At 37.4% G+C, this 17991-nt stretch carries 16 protein-coding genes; all 16 read left to right on the top strand.

The genetic code is table 11. The annotated features are described in order from the left end of the window. Positions 1-38 precede the first annotated feature (38 nt). The 16 genes from uppS (at position 39) to rpsO (ending at position 17923) form a co-directional block, all read left to right on the top strand. Positions 39-815: an isoprenyl transferase gene (gene uppS / locus DJ93_RS04625; protein WP_042979402.1), complete on the top strand. Its 777-nt coding sequence runs from the start codon at positions 39-41 to the stop codon at positions 813-815. Between the two features lie 17 nt (positions 816-832). After that, positions 833-1624 carry a phosphatidate cytidylyltransferase gene (cdsA, locus tag DJ93_RS04620; protein ID WP_042979401.1) on the top strand — a complete coding sequence of 264 codons (792 nt, stop codon included), beginning with the start codon at positions 833-835 and terminating at the stop codon, positions 1622-1624. A 23-nt stretch (positions 1625-1647) separates the two neighbouring features. Next, the gene (gene dxr, locus DJ93_RS04615) at positions 1648-2790 is read left to right on the top strand and encodes a 1-deoxy-D-xylulose-5-phosphate reductoisomerase (protein WP_042979400.1); all 1143 of its coding nucleotides are present in this window, start codon (positions 1648-1650) and stop codon (positions 2788-2790) included. Between the two features lie 17 nt (positions 2791-2807). Then, on the top strand, positions 2808-4064 hold the full coding sequence (rseP, locus tag DJ93_RS04610; protein WP_042979399.1) for an RIP metalloprotease RseP: 1257 nt from the start codon (positions 2808-2810) through the stop codon (positions 4062-4064). A gap of 110 nt (positions 4065-4174) precedes the next feature. Next, positions 4175-5875, top strand: a complete 1701-nt coding sequence (locus tag DJ93_RS04605; protein ID WP_042979398.1) for a proline--tRNA ligase — start codon at positions 4175-4177, stop codon at positions 5873-5875. A 112-nt stretch (positions 5876-5987) separates the two neighbouring features. Further along, positions 5988-10289 (top strand): PolC-type DNA polymerase III, encoded by a 4302-nt coding sequence (locus tag DJ93_RS04600; RefSeq protein ID WP_042979397.1) that lies wholly within the window; start codon positions 5988-5990, stop codon positions 10287-10289. A 334-nt stretch (positions 10290-10623) separates the two neighbouring features. Beyond that, on the top strand, positions 10624-11094 hold the full coding sequence (rimP, locus tag DJ93_RS04595; RefSeq protein WP_042979396.1) for a ribosome maturation factor RimP: 471 nt from the start codon (positions 10624-10626) through the stop codon (positions 11092-11094). Between the two features lie 17 nt (positions 11095-11111). Then, positions 11112-12212 carry a transcription termination factor NusA gene (gene nusA / locus DJ93_RS04590; RefSeq protein WP_042979395.1) on the top strand — a complete coding sequence of 367 codons (1101 nt, stop codon included), beginning with the start codon at positions 11112-11114 and terminating at the stop codon, positions 12210-12212. Positions 12213-12223: 11 nt separating this feature from the next. After that, on the top strand, positions 12224-12496 hold the full coding sequence (rnpM, locus tag DJ93_RS04585) for an RNase P modulator RnpM (protein WP_042979394.1): 273 nt from the start codon (positions 12224-12226) through the stop codon (positions 12494-12496). Beyond that, positions 12497-12808: a YlxQ family RNA-binding protein gene (locus tag DJ93_RS04580; RefSeq protein WP_042979393.1), complete on the top strand. Its 312-nt coding sequence runs from the start codon at positions 12497-12499 to the stop codon at positions 12806-12808. It abuts the gene before it with no gap. Between the two features lie 4 nt (positions 12809-12812). Then, a complete protein-coding gene (gene infB, locus DJ93_RS04575; RefSeq protein ID WP_042979392.1) occupies positions 12813-14879 on the top strand; it encodes a translation initiation factor IF-2 in 2067 nt (688 codons plus the stop codon). Beyond that, positions 14876-15157 (top strand): DUF503 domain-containing protein, encoded by a 282-nt coding sequence (locus DJ93_RS04570; protein ID WP_017151268.1) that lies wholly within the window; start codon positions 14876-14878, stop codon positions 15155-15157. The genes infB and DJ93_RS04570 overlap by 4 nt, the downstream gene beginning before the upstream one ends. A 15-nt stretch (positions 15158-15172) precedes the next feature. Continuing rightward, positions 15173-15529 carry a 30S ribosome-binding factor RbfA gene (gene rbfA, locus DJ93_RS04565; protein ID WP_042979391.1) on the top strand — a complete coding sequence of 119 codons (357 nt, stop codon included), beginning with the start codon at positions 15173-15175 and terminating at the stop codon, positions 15527-15529. Between the two features lie 85 nt (positions 15530-15614). After that, positions 15615-16538, top strand: coding sequence for a tRNA pseudouridine(55) synthase TruB (gene truB, locus DJ93_RS04560; RefSeq protein WP_042979390.1), 924 nt, complete (start codon positions 15615-15617; stop codon positions 16536-16538). Positions 16539-16581: 43 nt separating this feature from the next. After that, positions 16582-17553 (top strand): bifunctional riboflavin kinase/FAD synthetase, encoded by a 972-nt coding sequence (gene ribF, locus DJ93_RS04555; protein WP_042979389.1) that lies wholly within the window; start codon positions 16582-16584, stop codon positions 17551-17553. Between the two features lie 100 nt (positions 17554-17653). After that, positions 17654-17923: a 30S ribosomal protein S15 gene (rpsO, locus tag DJ93_RS04550; protein ID WP_001229392.1), complete on the top strand. Its 270-nt coding sequence runs from the start codon at positions 17654-17656 to the stop codon at positions 17921-17923. Positions 17924-17991 lie beyond the last annotated feature (68 nt).

The raw sequence follows: 17991 nt of genomic DNA, 5'->3' as shown, positions 1-17991 counted from the left end.
ACACTTTTAGGCATACGTCTGCTTGTTGGAGGGTATGAATGATGTTTAAAAAGTTTCCTTTTTTTAAAGGTAAAAAGGCTACATCGTTTGATCATCTCATTGAAGAAGTAAAAAAAGGATATATCCCAGAACATATTGCTATTATTATGGATGGTAATGGAAGATGGGCAAAGAGAAGAGCGATGCCTCGCATTGCTGGACATCATGAAGGCATGCAAGTTGTGAAAAAAATTACAAAATTTGCAAGCAAACTTGATGTGAAAGTATTAACTCTTTATGCTTTTTCGACTGAGAACTGGAAAAGACCGAAAAAGGAAGTTGATTATTTAATGAAGCTTCCAGAAGAGTTTCTAGGTACATTTTTACCAGAATTGATTGAAGAAAACGTACAAGTCCGAGTAATAGGGCAAAAAGATCGTCTTCCTACGCATACGCGCAGAGCGATGGAAAAAGCCATGGAAGATACGAAAGAAAATACAGGATTAATTCTTAATTTCGCGTTAAACTATGGAAGTCGAGATGAAATCGTTTCTGCTGTGCAACATATGATGAAAGATAATGAAGAAGGAAAAATTCGTGCGGAAGAAATAAATGAAGAAATGATTTCTTCATACTTAATGACGAGTTCTTTACCTGATCCAGAATTGCTGATCCGTACAAGTGGAGAGCTACGTATTAGTAATTTCATGTTATGGCAAATTGCTTATTCGGAATTTTGGTTTACAGATGTGTATTGGCCGGATTTTACCGAGGAACATTTGCTAAATGCGATTACAGACTTTCAACATAGAGGGCGCAGATTCGGAGGCGTGTAGAAAGAGAGGGTTTGGTAGTGAAACAGAGAATTATTACTGGAGTGATTGCTGCCGCGCTATTCATTCCCATCGTAATTTACGGTGGCGTGCCTTTTACGGTTTTAGTGTATGCACTTGCTTCTATAGGTTTATATGAATTAATTCGTATGAACAAGCTTACGCTTATTTCGGTACCAACAGTTTTAGCAGCAGTATTATTGTGGGTTATTTTGATTCCAAGTACTGCATCGGAATTGTTTACACGGATTGGATTAGGTAAATTAGAAATCACATTTGTGATTGTTTTATTACTTTTATCATATACAGTCCTTTCTAAGAATACATTTACTTTTGACAATGCTTCCTTTTTACTTATGGCAACGACATATGTTGGAATGGGGTTCCTATATTTAAATGAAACGAGAATATTAGGAATTAAATATGTGTTCTGCGCACTATTTGTCATATGGGCAACTGATTCAGGTGCATATTTCATAGGAAAAGCATTTGGAAAAAGAAAATTGTGGCCAGAAATTAGTCCGAATAAAACGATTGAAGGTTCATTAGGCGGTATTATTTGTGGAATTGTTGTTGCGCTTGTGTACAATATGTTCTTCCCAGTTGAAGCAAATGTAGGGGTTTTAATCGTTCTGACGATTATCATTTCTATTTTTGGACAAATTGGTGATTTAGTGCAATCTGCGTTTAAACGCCATTATGGTGTAAAGGATTCGGGTACAATTTTACCTGGACATGGTGGTATATTAGATCGAACAGATAGTTGGTTATTTGTTTTGCCAATTCTATACTTCTTATTACAATACAATTAATAAATGAACGAGGGGTTGGAGTCATGAAAAACATTAGTTTATTAGGTGCAAGCGGATCAATTGGTACACAAACATTAGATGTATTACGCTCGCACCCAGACCAATTCCGTCTCGTTGCTTTTTCTGTAGGGAAAAATATTGACTACGCAGTAAAGGTAATTCAAGAATTTTCTCCGCAAATTGTCTCTGTGCAAAGAGAGGAAGATGTTGTAAGATTACAATCTGTTTCTGGTAATACAAAAATTGTATATGGTAGCGAAGGTTTATTAGAAGTAGCGCTGCATCCAGATGCAGAAATTGTAGTGAATGCTGTTGTAGGTAGCGTAGGGTTGTTACCAACACTACGTGCAATCGAGGCGAAAAAAACAATTGGAATTGCAAACAAAGAAACGTTAGTAACCGCAGGACATCTTATAATGGAAGCTGCACGAAAACATAATGTATCGTTACTTCCAGTAGATAGTGAACATTCAGCTATTTTTCAATGCTTGAATGGTGAAAATGAAAAAAGAATCTCTCGTCTAATCATAACTGCTTCAGGTGGAAGTTTCCGTGATAAAATGAGAGATGAATTGCATCATGTGACAGTAGAGGATGCACTTCGTCATCCAAACTGGTCAATGGGTTCGAAAATTACAATTGATTCTGCTACAATGATGAATAAGGGGCTAGAAGTAATTGAAGCACATTGGCTTTTCGGCATTCCTTATGAGCAAATCGATGTTGTTTTACATAAAGAAAGTATTATTCACTCTATGGTTGAATTTGAAGACCGTAGTGTAATAGCGCAGCTTGGTTCACCTGATATGCGTGTCCCAATTCAATATGCTCTTACATATCCTGACAGGCTACCTCTTTCAGACACAAAACAGCTAAATTTATGGGAAATTGGAACGTTACATTTTGAGAAAATGAATCAAGAGCGTTTCCGTTGCCTACGTTTTGCGTATGAAGCTGGAAAGATAGGTGGAAGCATGCCTGCTGTAATGAATGCGGCAAATGAAGTAGCTGTCGAAGCCTTTTTGCAAAAGAAAATTGGTTTCTTAACAGTAGAAGACCTCATCGAAAAAGCAATGCACCATCACAATGTCATTGCACGTCCGAGCTTAGAGGAGATTCAGGAGATTGATGCAGCCACAAGACGGTTTGTGATGGAACAAATTTAGCAAAGGTGGTTATGGAATTGAATACAGCGATTGCCTTTATATTAATTTTCGGTGCACTCGTATTTTTCCATGAGCTAGGGCATCTATATTTCGCAAAAAGAGCTGGTATTTTGTGCCGCGAGTTTGCGATTGGTTTTGGTCCGAAAATTTTTTCATTTGAAAAGAATGAAACAGTGTATACGGTTCGACTACTGCCACTTGGCGGCTATGTTAGAATGGCTGGTGAGGATGCAGAAACTGTTGAATTAAAACCTGGGAAAAAGGTTGGACTTGTACTAAACGAAAAAGAAGAGGTTGTAAAATTAGTTTTAGACCAGCGTGAAAAATATCCAAACGTTCGTGTAATTGAGGTTGAACAAGCTGATTTAGAACATAATCTTACAATTTCGGGTTATGAAGAATACGAGGAAGAGTTACAAACATTCCGAGTGAATGAAAAAGCTCGTATTATTTCTGCAGGAGAAGAAATACAAATTGCTCCGTATAATAGACAATTTGGTTCTAAAAAGTTAGGACAAAGAGCTTTAACAATTTTTGCAGGTCCTGCAATGAACTTTATCCTTGCGTTTGTTATTTTTGTGATTCTCGGATTTGTACAAGGTGTTCCCGTTAACAAACCGATGGTCGGAAAAGTAATGGAAAACAGTGTTGCAGAGCAAGCTGGATTGAAACAAAACGATACAATTCAAGCGATTAATGGGAAAGACACAAGTACATGGAAAGATGTTGTAACGATTGTACGTGAAAACCCAAATAAAGAAATCACACTACATGTAAAGCGTGATGACGAACAGTTTAAGGTGAAAGTAACACCGGCAGCTGATAAAGAAGGAAAAGAAGAGGTTGGTAGAATTGGTGTGTATTCTCCTGTAGAAAAAACTATCACTGGTTCTATTAAATCTGGCTTTGAGCAAACATATACATGGACGAAATTGATTTTTGATTCACTTGTAAAATTAGTGACAGGCCAATTTTCTATTAACGATCTATCGGGTCCTGTAGGGATTTATAATTTAACAGATCAAGTTGTGGATTATGGTATTACACGTGTTCTAAGTTTAGCGGCCGTTTTAAGTATAAATCTTGGTTTATTTAACCTATTACCGGTTCCTGCTTTAGATGGAGGCCGCTTGTTCTTCTTCTTAATTGAAGCTTTACGTGGAAAACCAATCGATCGTCAGAAAGAAGGTATGGTTCATTTCATTGGCTTTGCGCTATTAATGTTACTAATGTTAGTTGTAACGTGGAATGACATTCGGAAGTTTTTCCTGTAAAATAAAGTGAAACTTATATTGAAATAGAACTCGTAGAGTTAAAATCCCTCACCGAACTAGAGGTGAGGGGTTTTACTGCGTATAAGAGTAAAATAAAGAGGTGCTAATAAATGAAACAAAGTATGGTATTCAGTCCTACATTACGTGAAGTACCAGCTGATGCTGAGATTAAAAGTCATCAATTGTTACTTCGCGCAGGATTTATGCGTCAAAATGCTTCTGGTATTTATAGTTTTCTACCATTTGGTTTAAAAGTATTGCACAAAGTAGAACGTATTGTTCGTGAAGAAATGGAGCGCGCAGGCGCTGTAGAATTATTAATGCCAGCTATGCAGGCAGCTGAATTATGGCAAGAATCAGGTCGTTGGTATTCTTATGGATCTGAATTAATGCGTATGAAAGATCGTAATGATCGTGAGTTTGCACTAGGAGCAACGCACGAAGAAGTAATTACAGATCTTGTGCGTGATGAAATTAAATCTTATAAAAAATTGCCATTAACGTTATACCAAATTCAAACAAAATTCCGTGATGAGCAAAGACCACGTTTCGGTTTATTACGCGGAAGAGAATTTTTAATGAAAGATGCATATTCTTTCCATGCAACGCAAGAGAGCTTAGATGAAGTTTATAGCGGTTTATATCAAGCTTATTCTAATATCTTCGCTCGCTGTGGTTTGAATTTCCGCGCGGTTATTGCTGACTCTGGAGCAATGGGCGGAAAAGATACGCATGAATTTATGGCATTATCTGATGTAGGAGAAGATACAATTGCGTATTCTGATACATCTGATTATGCAGCAAATATTGAAATGGCTCCTGTTGTTGCTTCATATACAAAGAGCGATGAAGCAGAAAAAGCACTTGAAAAAGTAGCAACACCAGATCAAAAAGCAATCGAAGAAGTTTCTTCATTCTTAAATATTGCCGAGGCGAATTGTATTAAATCTATGGTCTTTAAAGTAGATGAGAAGTTTGTTGTTGTACTTGTTCGTGGTGACCATGAAGTCAATGATATAAAAGTGAAAAATGTGTACGGCGCTTCTGTTGTTGAACTTGCTTCACATGAAGATGTAAAAGAATTATTAAATTGCGAAGTTGGTTCTTTAGGGCCAATTGGTATGCCAGGTGCTATTGAGGTTATTGCCGATCATGCGGTGGCAGCGATTGTAAATGGTTGCTGTGGGGCAAACGAAGAAGGATTCCATTATGTAAATGTAAATCCAGAGCGTGACTTTAAAGTAAGTGAGTATACAGATTTACGTTTCATTCAAGAAGGAGATCAATCTCCAGATGGAAACGGAACGATTCGCTTTGCACGTGGAATTGAAGTAGGTCATGTATTTAAATTAGGAACTCGCTATAGTGAAGCGATGAATGCAACATTCTTAGATGAAAATGGAAAAACAAAACCGCTTATCATGGGTTGTTACGGTATTGGTGTATCTCGTACAGTAGCAGCAATTGCTGAACAGTTCAATGATGAGAATGGATTAGTTTGGCCAAAAGCAGTTGCACCGTTCCATGTACATGTTATTCCAGTAAATATGAAATCTGATGCACAGCGTGAAATGGGCGAAAATATTTACAAAACATTACAAGAACAAGGTTATGAAGTGTTGTTAGATGATCGTGCCGAGCGTGCAGGTGTTAAATTTGCAGATTCTGATTTATTTGGTCTACCAGTTCGTGTGACAGTTGGTAAAAAAGCAGACGAAGGCATTGTAGAAGTGAAAGTACGTGCTACAGGCGAGTCTGAAGAAGTAAAAGTAGAAGAATTACAAACATATATTGCAAATATTTTAAAATAAGAAGAGGTACCTCATTATGAGGTACCTTCTCTTTTCTTTGTAAATGCAGAAGGAAGAAATCTTTCTTTACGTCACGTTTCAATTTATAATAGCAGATGGAAGGAGGTTGCTTATGTCAGTATTAAACGAACAACAAGAGCGATTTCAAATTTTACTCCAGCAGTTGCAAATGCCTGAAGACCTTATTAAACAATATTTAAAAGGTGGTAGTATTCAAAGGCTAGTCGTTGATAAAGCAAATAAAAGTTGGCATTTTAATTTACAAGTGCCGAGCATTTTGCCAACAGAATTATATGAATTGCTAGAAACAAAACTTAAGCAGTCATTTTCTCATATTGCAAGAACATCATTCGCATTAGAAACAGAGAATAAACAATTTACAGAAGAAGAGGTTCAAGCATATTGGCCACTTTGTACAGAGCGAATTACGTTTTCACCTATGTTTGCATATTTAAAGAAGCAACTTCCACATGTAAATGGAGTGAAGTTGTTACTAAATGTGAATAATGAGTTGGAGTCTACGGCCTTAAAGAAAAATGTAGCGAAGTCAGTAGGGGATCAATATGAAGTCTTTGGATTTCCTCGTTTTCAGCTCGACACAAATATAAAACAAAATGAAGAGGAAGTTCAAAAGTTTCGTGAACAAACAGAGCAAGAAGATCGTCAGCGTGTTATACAAGCTATGGAAGAAATGGCTAAGAAACAAGCTGAAGAAAGTAATGTTGTTCATGAAGGACCGGTTGTACTTGGATATCTTATTAAGCCGGATGAAGAAATTACACCGATGCGAGAGATTCAAGATGAAGAAAGAAGAAAAACAGTTCAAGGCTATGTCTTCCATGTAGAAACAAAAGAGCTTCGCAGTGGACGTACGTTATTAACTTTAAAAATAACAGATTATACGGATTCTATTATGATCAAAATGTTCTCACGTGATAAAGAGGATATTCCGATGCTGCAATCCTTGAAAAAAGGAATGTGGGTGAAAGCGCGTGGCTCGGTTCAAAATGATACATTCGTTCGAGATTTAGTAATGATCGCAAACGATATTAACGAAATAACAGGACCTTCTCGTAAAGATAAAGCAAATGAAGGGGAAAAAAGAGTAGAGCTTCACCTTCATACTCCGATGAGTCAAATGGATGCTGTTACCTCTGTTTCTAAACTTGTTGCTCAAGCAGGGAAATGGGGTCATGAAGCCATTGCGGTTACAGACCATGCGGTTGCACAGTCATTCCCAGAAGCGTATTCTGCTGGTAAAAAAGCAGGTGTAAAAGTCATCTATGGTGTAGAAGCGAACTTAGTTAATGACGGTGTACCTATCGCTTATAACGAAGCGCATCGATTACTTGCAGATGAAACATACGTTGTTTTTGACGTTGAGACGACGGGTCTATCTGCTGTATATGATACGGTTATTGAGTTAGCTGCCGTAAAGGTAAAAGGCGGCGAGATTATTGATCGCTTTGAATCTTTCGCAAATCCGCATCAACCATTATCGGCGACGATTATTGAATTAACAGGCATTACAGATGATATGTTAACTGATGCACCGGAAGTGGACGAAGTGTTCAAAAAGTTTGAGGAATGGATGGGTGACCATACACTCGTTGCTCATAACGCAAGCTTTGATATGGGCTTTATTAACGTAGGGTTTAAAAAGGCTGGGTTAGAAAAAACGAAAAACCCAGTTATCGATACGTTAGAACTTGCACGATTCTTATTCCCAGAAATGAAAAACCATCGCTTAAATACGATGTGTAAAAAGCTTGATATTGAATTAACGCAACATCACCGTGCGATTTATGATACAGAAGCAACGGGATATTTACTTGTGAAAATGTTAAAAGATGTGATTGAAAAAGGATTCGAATATCACAATCAATTAAACGATAGTATGGGACAAGGGGATGCATATAAACGTGGGCGTCCAAGTCATACAACATTACTTGCTACATCAGATGTTGGATTGAAAAATTTATATAAACTTGTTTCCTATTCTCACTTGAATTACTTTTACCGTGTACCACGTGTGCCACGTTCACTATTAAAAAAATACCGTGAAGGCATTTTAGTAGGGACGGCTTGTGATAAAGGAGAAGTTTTTGAAGCGATGATGCAAAAAGCTCCTGAAGAAGTAGAAGAGATTGCGCAGTTTTATGACTATATTGAGGTTATGCCTCCTGAGGTGTTACGTCATTTAGTTGAACGTGAACTCGTTCGAGATGAAGGACAACTAAAAACAATTATTTCTAACTTAGTAAAACTAGGTGAAACGCTAGATAAGCCAGTTGTTGCTACAGGGAACGTACATTATTTAGATCCAGAAGATGCAATGTATCGTAAAATTTTAGTGAGTTCGCAGGGCGGAGCAAACCCATTAAATCGTCATTCATTACCGCCTGTGCATTTCCGCACAACAGATGAAATGCTAGATTGTTTCTCATTCTTAGGTGGAGACAAAGCGAAAGAAATTGTTGTAACAAATACACAAAAGATTGCATCATTAATTGGTGATGTTCATCCAGTAAAAGATGATTTATACACACCGAAAATTGAAGGCGCTGATGATGAAACACGTGATATGAGTTATAGAATGGCTCGCAGCATTTATGGAGATGAGCTCCCAGAAATTGTAGAAGCTCGTCTTGAAAAAGAATTAAAAAGTATTATTGGACATGGATTCGCCGTTATTTATTTAATTTCACATAAGCTTGTAAAAAAATCACTTGTAGATGGATACTTAGTCGGTTCGCGTGGATCGGTAGGTTCATCATTCGTTGCGACGATGATGGAAATTACAGAAGTAAACCCATTGCCACCGCATTATGTATGTCCGAAGTGTAAGCAATCGGAATTCTTTAATGACGGTTCTGTAGGTTCTGGTTTTGACCTACCAGATAAAGAATGCCCAGCATGTAATGTTCCGTATGTAAAAGATGGACATGATATTCCGTTCGAAACGTTCCTTGGTTTTAAAGGAGACAAGGTACCTGATATCGATTTGAATTTCTCCGGAGAATACCAACCACGTGCCCATAACTATACGAAAGTATTGTTTGGTGAGGATTACGTATATCGTGCTGGAACAATTGGTACAGTTGCTGAAAAAACAGCATATGGGTATGTAAAAGGCTATGCAAATGATCATAACTTAACAATTCGAAATGCAGAGATTGATCGTCTTGTTTCCGGATGCACAGGGGTAAAACGTACAACTGGACAGCATCCAGGTGGTATTATCGTTGTACCGGATTACATGGATATTTTTGACTTTTCACCAATTCAGTTTCCTGCGGATTCAATAGGAGCGGAATGGAGAACAACACACTTTGACTTCCATTCGATTCATGATAATTTATTGAAACTCGATATACTAGGGCACGATGATCCGACCGTAATTCGTATGCTTCAAGATTTAAGTGGTGTAGATCCGAAAACAATACCAACAGATGATCCGGAAGTTATGAAAATTTTCTCTGGTCCAGAATCTTTAGGTGTAACAGAAGAGCAAATTAATTGTAAAACAGGTACACTTGGTATACCGGAGTTCGGTACAAAATTCGTAAGGCAGATGTTAGAAGAAACAAAACCGACAACATTCTCAGAGCTTGTCCAAATTTCTGGATTGTCTCACGGTACGGACGTTTGGCTTGGTAATGCGAATGAATTAATTTATAACGGTACATGTACGCTAAGTGAAGTTATCGGTTGTCGTGATGACATCATGGTATATTTAATCTATCAAGGCTTAGATCCATCACTAGCGTTTAAAATTATGGAGTCGGTACGTAAAGGTAAAGGTGTTCCAGAAGAATGGGAAGAAGAAATGCGCAATAACAATGTGCCTGGATGGTATATTGAATCTTGTAAGAAGATTAAGTACATGTTCCCTAAAGCCCATGCAGCTGCATATGTACTTATGGCTGTGCGTATTGCATACTTTAAAGTACATTTCGCGCTCTTATTCTATGCAGCATACTTTACAGTACGTGCAGATGACTTTGATGTAGAGGCGATGGCAAAAGGTTCAGCAGCCATACGGATAAGAATTGATGAAATTGCACAAAAAGGATTGGATGCAGCGCCGAAAGAGAAGAGTTTATTAACGGTATTAGAAATGACACTTGAAATGTGTGAGCGTGGCTACTCATTCCAAAAAGTTGATTTATACCGTTCGCATGCGACGGACTTTATTATTGACGGAGATTCGTTAATCCCTCCATTTAATGCAGTACCTGGCCTTGGTACAAACGCAGCTTTAAGTATTGTAGAAGCTCGTAAAAATGGAGATTTCTTATCAAAAGAAGATTTACAACAACGTAGTAAGGTTTCTAAAACGATTATTGAGTATTTAGATAGTCAAGGTTGCCTAGGTGATTTGCCAGATCAAAACCAGTTGTCACTGTTCTAGTAGGTAGGAAAAGTCTTTGCAAATCAGCATTTGCTATGGTATACTATTAACCGAGATAACCATGTCATGTATATTTTGCAAAAAGAAGAGTGGGGAAACCCACTCTTTCGTGTTACTATCTATGTTTTATCTACGTAGGTAGGTGAGGCATTTCTGTCGTATATACATATTTTGTTACAAGTTTTACTTCTTAAATTTGGTAATACTAAGACAGATATTCCCTGCTTAACGGCAGGGGCTTTTGTTAGCTAACGAGAAAGAATAAGATAGACCGTTTTTATAGGCGAAGTCTTTTTCTTTCAAATGGTACATGGCGGCAGGAAGGAGGCTGTTTATGGATAAGAAAGTCACAGAGATTGTAGAAGCATTTGCGCAGCCGATTGTTGAAGAATTAAATCTTGAACTTGTAGATGTAGAATATGTGAAAGAAGGAAAAGACTGGTTCCTACGCGTATTCATCGATTCTGAAAAAGGAGTCGACATTGAAGAATGCGGTGCGGTAAGTGAACGTTTAAGCGAAGCTTTAGATAAAGAGGATCCAATTCCTCATCTTTACTTTTTGGATGTATCATCTCCTGGAGCAGAACGCCCATTAAAGAAAGAAAAAGACTTCCAGCAAGCGGTAGGAAAACAAGTGGCAATTAAAACATATGAGCCGATTGATGGTGAAAAGATGTTTGAAGGAAAGCTACTTTCCTATGATGGTATAACAATTACATTACTATTAACAATTAAAACACGTAAAAAAGAAATCCAAATTCCAATGGATAAAGTTGCGAATGCGCGACTTGCTGTTACGTTTTAGTAAGAAGGGGGATCTTCATGAGCACTGAGTTGTTAGATGCTTTGCTCGTATTAGAGTCAGAAAAAGGTATTAGCAAAGATATTATTATTGATGCGATTGAAGCAGCTTTAATCTCTGCTTATAAACGCAATTTTAACCAAGCACAAAACGTTCGTGTGAGCTTTAACCCAGAAGTGGGAACAATTCAAGTTTTAGCACGTAAGGACGTTGTTGATAATGTGTTTGACCCACGTCTTGAAATTTCTGTAGAAGAAGCAAGACAAATCAATCCGAACTACCAAGATGGCGATGTACTAGAAATTGAAGTAACGCCGAAAGATTTTGGTCGTATTGCAGCACAAACTGCGAAACAAGTTGTAACACAACGCGTGCGTGAAGCAGAACGTGGTGTGATTTATTCAGAATTTAGTGATCGTGAAGAAGACATCATGGTTGGTATTGTACAACGCCAAGATGCTCGTTTCATCTATGTAAGCTTAGGGAAAGTAGAAGCTTTATTACCTGTAAGTGAGCAAATGCCGAACGAACAATATAAACCACATGATCGCATTCGCGTATTTATTACAAAAGTAGAAAAAACAACTAAAGGACCACAAATTTACGTATCACGTACACATCCTGGTCTTTTAAAACGTTTATTCGAAATTGAAGTGCCAGAAATTTATGATGGCACTGTAGAAATTCGTTCTGTAGCACGTGAAGCAGGCGATCGTTCTAAAATTTCTGTATATGCAGAGAACATCGATGTGGATCCAGTAGGATCTTGTGTAGGACCAAAAGGACAACGTGTACAACGCATCGTAGATGAACTAAAAGGTGAAAAAATTGATATCGTTCGCTGGTCAAATGATCCAGTTGAATATGTTGCGAACGCTTTAAGCCCATCACAAGTTGTAAAAGTACTTGTGGATGAAGAAGAAAAAGCAACAACTGTTGTTGTTCCAGACCACCAGCTTTCATTAGCAATTGGTAAACGTGGACAAAATGCACGTCTTGCAGCTAAATTAACAGGCTGGAAAATTGATATTAAAAGCGAGTCTGATGCGAAACAACTTGGTATTGTAACAGAAGAAGACAACATGATCGCATTCGATTCAGTTGAAGACGAAATCGAATAGAGGTGATGAGCATGAGCAATCGAAAAGTTCCGTTACGAAAATGTATTGCGACGCAAGAAATGAAATCAAAACGAGAGCTCGTTCGCATTGTTCGTTCCAAAGAGGGCGAAGTGACTATTGATTTAACTGGAAAAAAATCAGGACGAGGTGCATACTTGTCGAAAGATAAAGAATGTATCATGCAAGCCCAGAAGAAAAATATTTTGGAACATCATCTAAAAGCGAAGGTCGACAGTTCTCTGTACGAAGAGCTTCTTGAGCTTGTTGAGAAGGAGTCGAAATAAGTGTCCGATTGGAAATCGTTTTTAGGACTAGCAAACCGCGCTCGAAAAATTATTTCGGGTGAAGAACTCGTTTTAAAAGAAGTACGAAGTGGCAAAGCAAAGCTTGTATTGCTTTCTGAAGATGCGTCAGTGAACACTACAAAACGCATTACTGATAAAACAACGTACTACAACATACCAATGAGAAAAGTCGAAAATCGACAACAATTAGGGCATGCGATTGGGAGAGATGAGCGAGTCGTTGTAGCTGTGTTAGATGAAGGCTTTGCGAAAAAGCTGTGTAGCATGCTCGATACAAATTACCGGGGGTGAAGGTATGAGTAAAATTCGAGTACACGAATATGCAAAGAAGTACAATATTTCAAGTAAAGATATTATTACAAAACTAAAAGAAATGAATATTGAGGTTTCGAATCATATGACAATGTTAGACGATGAAGTAGTAAACAAATTAGATAATCAATATAACACTGGAGCGGAAAAACCTTCTGTTGCAGATGAGTTTGAAGTAGAAGAAAAAGTTGTTCGTAGCAAAAAGAACAGCAATAAGAAAAAGAAAAAAGGCAAAGGAAATGAAGACAAACGTCAAGAGAACTTTGCTGGAAGACAACAAACACAAATTGTAGAAACACCAGATAAAATTACTTTCTCTGGAAGCCTTACAGTAGGTGACCTTGCTAAAAAACTAAGCAAAGAGCCATCTGAAATTATTAAGAAGCTCTTTATGCTAGGAATTATGGCAACAATTAACCAAGATTTAGATAAAGATACGATCGAGTTAATTGCTAATGATTACGGTATTGAAGTAGAAGAAGAAGTAATTATAAATGAGACTGAGTTTGAAACATTCATCGATGAGCAAGATGATGAAGAAAACTTAAAAGAGCGTCCAGCTGTTGTTACAATTATGGGACACGTTGACCATGGTAAAACAACATTACTTGACTCTATCCGTAATTCAAAAGTAACTGCTGGAGAAGCTGGTGGAATTACTCAACATATCGGTGCATACCAAGTAGATGTAAATGATAAGAAGATTACATTCTTAGATACACCTGGTCACGCAGCATTTACAACGATGCGTGCACGTGGGGCGCAAGTAACGGATATTACAATCCTTGTTGTTGCGGCTGATGACGGTGTTATGCCACAAACAGTTGAAGCAATTAACCATGCGAAAGCAGCAGGAGTACCAATTATTGTTGCTGTGAATAAAATGGATAAACCAGCGGCAAATCCTGATCGTGTAATGCAAGAATTAACAGAATACGAATTAGTTCCAGAAGCTTGGGGCGGAGATACAATTTTCGTACCAATTTCTGCAATTCAAGGCGAAGGAATTGACAACTTGCTAGAAATGATTCTTCTTGTAAGTGAAGTAGAGGAGTATAAAGCAAATCCAAATCGCTATGCAACTGGTACTGTAATTGAAGCGCAACTTGATAAAGGTAAAGGAACAATTGCGACATTACTTGTTCAAAACGGTACACTTCGAGTTGGAGATCCAATCGTTGTTGGAACGACATTCGGACGTGTTCGTGCGATGGTAAGTGACATTGGTCGTCGTGTTAAAGTTGCTGGTCCATCTACTCCAGTTGAAATTACAGGTTTAAATGAAGTACCACAAGCGGGCGATCGTTTCATGGCATTTGCTGATGAGAAGAAAGCACGTCAAATTGGTGAATCACGTGCGCAAGAAGCATTAGTTGCACAACGTGGTGAAAAGTCTAAATTAAGCCTTGAAGATTTATTCCAACAAATTCAAGAAGGCGATGTAAAAGAAATCAACTTAATTGTGAAAGCAGACGTACAAGGTTCTGTAGAAGCAATGGCAGCATCACTTCGTAAAATTGATGTTGAAGGCGTAAAAGTGAAAATTATCCATACAGGCGTAGGTGCGATTACAGAATCTGATATCATTTTAGCTTCTGCATCTAATGCAATTGTAATTGGATTTAACGTACGTCCAGATGTGAATGCGAAGCGTACTGCTGAATTAGAGAACGTTGATATTCGCTTACACCGTATTATTTATAAAGTAATCGAAGAAATCGAAGCAGCGATGCAAGGTATGCTTGATCCAGAATTCGAAGAAAAAGTAATTGGTCAAGCAGAAGTTCGCCAAACGTTCAAAGTAACAAAAGTTGGAACGATTGCAGGTTGTTACGTAACAGATGGTAAAATTACACGTGATAGTGGCGTGCGTATTATCCGTGATGGCGTGGTAATCTATGAAGGACAACTTGATACGTTAAAACGTTTCAAAGACGACGTAAAAGAAGTTGCACAAAACTATGAGTGCGGTATTACAATTGAGAAATACAACGATCTTAAAGAAGGGGACATCATTGAAGCGTACATTATGGAAGAAGTGAAGCGATGATTATCGCTTCACTCTCATTCGAGTGTATGATTTACGATGTGCATTCTTTAAAAGAGAAACGTGCAATTTTACAACGTGTACTAACTCGTGTGAAGCAGCGCTATAATGTGGCTGTTTCAGAAGTAGGGCACCAAGATGTATGGCAACGTACAGAAATTGCGATTGTTTCCGTATCCTCAAATCGTGTTGTCTGTGAAAAAGAAATGAATCGTGTACTTGAGTACATCGATTCATTTCCTGAAATTGAACGTACGATAACACAATTGGAATGGTATTGAATGAGGTGAAAAGTTATGAAATTACGTGCGAACCGTGTGGGCGAGCAAATGAAAAAAGAATTAGGCGACATCATCAGTCGTAAAATTAAAGACCCACGTGTTGGATTTGTTACAGTAACAGATGTGCAGGTGAGTGGAGATTTACAAATTGCCAAAGTATATATTTCTGTTTTAGGTGATGAGGAACAGAAAGAAAGTACATTAAAAGGCTTAGCGAAGGCAAAAGGCTTTATTCGTTCAGAAATTGGCCAACGCATTCGTCTTCGTAAAACACCGGAAATTTCTTTCGAATTTGATGAGTCTATCGGATATGGTCATCGAATTGATACACTTTTACATGAAATTAATAAAGACGGTAAACGTGAAGAATAATGGATAGACATTTGTCTATCCATTTTTTCAATGAAAAATAAGTTTGGATAATTATTATGAAAGAATTATGATGAGGTGAACATATATGGAAGGTGTAGTATTATTACATAAGCCAAAAGGCATGACATCACATGATTGTGTATTTAAATTAAGAAAGATATTACGTGAGAAACGAATTGGTCATACGGGAACATTAGATCCAGATGTAACAGGTGTATTACCGATTTGTGTTGGAAGAGCAACGAAAATTGCACAATTTTTAACAAGTGAAACGAAAACATATGAAGGTGAAGTAACATTAGGATTTTCAACAACAACTGAAGATGCTTCAGGTGAAGTTGTAGAAACAAAAAATGTAGATCGTGTTATTACACGTAAGGAAGTAGAAGAGGTTCTTGCGAAGTTAACAGGTACAATTGAGCAAATGCCTCCGATGTATTCAGCTGTAAAAGTTAATGGGAAAAAATTATATGAATATGCAAGAGCTGGAAAAGAAGTTGAACGTCCAGTCCGTACAATTACAATTCATGAATTCGTATTACTTGATGACCGTGAAGTGTTTGAAGGGGAAAACATTTCATTCCGTTTCCGTGTAACGTGTAGTAAAGGGACATATGTAAGAACGCTAGCAGTAATGATTGGTGAAAAACTAGGTTTTCCATCACACATGTCCCATCTTGTAAGAACAGCATCTGGTGAATTTTTACTAGAAGATTGCATATCATTTGAAGAAATTGAAGAAAACGTGCAAAATGGAACAGTAGAGTCTATCTTCATTCCAATTGATGAAGCGTTAAGTAAATTTCCAAAAATGGTTGTAGATGAAAAGCAAGCAGAGAAAATAAAAAATGGTATGTTCTTAAAGAATGAATTAGAAATAACAGCACCATTTATTACAGTATTTGATAAAAATGACCGTTGCTTAGCAATTTATGAGCATCATCCAAAACACCCTGGTATGCTAAAGCCAATGAAAGTACTTGTGAATAATCAAGAACTAAAGCTATAATGAATTATTGGAAGGATTATTACAGAAAAAGGTGAATGCAAGCGTGAAACTTATTCATTTAACTCATCCACATGAACAAAATAAATTAGAATTACCACCTACTGTAATGGCATTAGGATTTTTTGATGGCATTCATTTAGGGCATCAACGTGTGATTCGAACTGCGAAACAAATAGCGGATGAACGCGGATATAAAAGTGCAGTTATGACATTTCATCCCCATCCATCTGTTGTTTTAGGGAAAAAGGAAGCGCATGTGGAGTATATTACACCGATGCGTGATAAAGAAAAAATAGTCGAAAACTTAGGAATCGATATATTATATGTTATTAAATTTGATGAATCGTTTGCAGGCTTATTGCCACAGCAATTTGTAGATGATTATATTATTGGTTTAAATGTAAAGCATGTAGTAGCAGGGTTTGATTATTCATATGGACGTTTAGGAAAAGGAAAGATGGAGACTTTACCATTTCATGCAAGAGGGGAGTTTACACAGACTGTGATTGAAAAAGTTGAATTTCAAGAAGAGAAGGTAAGTTCTACAGCATTACGAAAGTTAATTCGAAATGGCGAAATGGGACAAATTCCATCTATTTTAGGTAGAGCCTATACAGTAGGAGGAACGGTTGTACACGGTGATAAACGTGGAAGACAAATTGGTTTTCCAACCGCTAATGTAGGTTTAAGTGATGAGTATTTATTGCCACCTGTAGGTGTTTATGCAGTGAGATTAAAAGTTCACGATGAATGGTACGATGGTGTATGTAATATTGGATATAAACCAACTTTTAAAGAAAATGAGCGTCAATTATCTATTGAAGTACACTTATTTGAATTCAACAAAGACATATATGATCAAAGTGTTACAGTTGAGTGGTATATGCGTATAAGAGAAGAGAAGAAATTCAATGGTATTGATGAGCTAGTTGAACAAATCGCAAAAGATAAGAAAACAGCACAAGAATATTTTGCGAGTGAAAAGAATATACTTGCTTTTTCAAATGAAAAGTAGTATTCTATGTTATGTACTTTATGACAACCATTGCTTGGCATTGCGACTCACCGACGCTTGCTAGGTAATTGGGGGTTTAATTATTAGGAGGTGAAATAGGATGGCTTTAACACAAGAGCGTAAAAATGAAATCATTGCACAATTTAGAACTCATGAGACTGATACTGGTTCTCCAGAGGTTCAAATTGCTGTCCTAACGGAGCAAATTAACACTCTAAACGAGCACTTACGTACTCACAAGAAAGATCATCATTCACGTCGTGGTCTATTAAAGATGGTTGGTAAACGTCGTAACTTACTTACTTACCTACGTAATAGCGATATCACACGTTACCGTGAATTAATCACAAAGCTTGGCTTACGTCGATAGTCAAAGAAGCGGGAATATTCCCGCTTTTTTGTTAGGTAAAAATATATCTTCTACTCTTTATAGCTTAC

The organism is Bacillus clarus (assembly GCF_000746925.1).
Classification (GTDB): Bacteria; Bacillota; Bacilli; order Bacillales; family Bacillaceae_G; genus Bacillus_A; species Bacillus_A clarus.
This window is presented reverse-complemented; position numbering and strand designations above follow the sequence as displayed.